At 75.5% G+C, this 474-nt stretch carries 1 pseudogene; it reads left to right on the forward strand.

Features of this window, described 5'->3' with window-relative positions:
* Positions 1–474: pseudogene (locus C1I97_RS38730) on the forward strand (DNA polymerase III subunit gamma and tau); the annotation flags it as partial.

Below are 474 nucleotides of genomic sequence, written 5' to 3' on the forward strand. Positions count from 1 at the left end.
GTCCCCGCGCGGCCTGCCGCCCCGGCCGCTCCTCCCGGCCCGGCCGCGGGAGCCGGTACCGCGGCCGGCGGGCTCGACCCGCGGTCGCTGTGGCCCAACATCCTCGAAGCCGTGAAGAACCGCCGCCGCTTCACCTGGATCCTGCTCAGCCAGAACGCCCAGGTGACGGGCTTCGACGGCACCACCCTCCAGCTCGGCTTCGTCAACGCCGGAGCCCGCGACAACTTCGCGAGCAGCGGCAGCGAGGACGTACTGCGCCAGGCCCTGGCCGAGCAGTTCCACGTCCAGTGGAAGGTCGAGGCGGTCGTCGACCCGACGGGTGGCGGCTCCGCGCCCCCGGCAGCCGGTGGGTACGGCGCAGGCCCCGGCTCCGGCGGCTTCGGCGGAGGATACGGCGGCGGTGGTGCCGGTGGTACGGTCGCGCCGCGTACGCACACTCCCCAGTCCATGGCCCCGGCGCCCGCGCCCCATTCG

Source organism: Streptomyces sp. NTH33, from assembly GCF_003236365.1.
Lineage (GTDB): Bacteria > Actinomycetota > Actinomycetes > Streptomycetales > Streptomycetaceae > Streptomyces.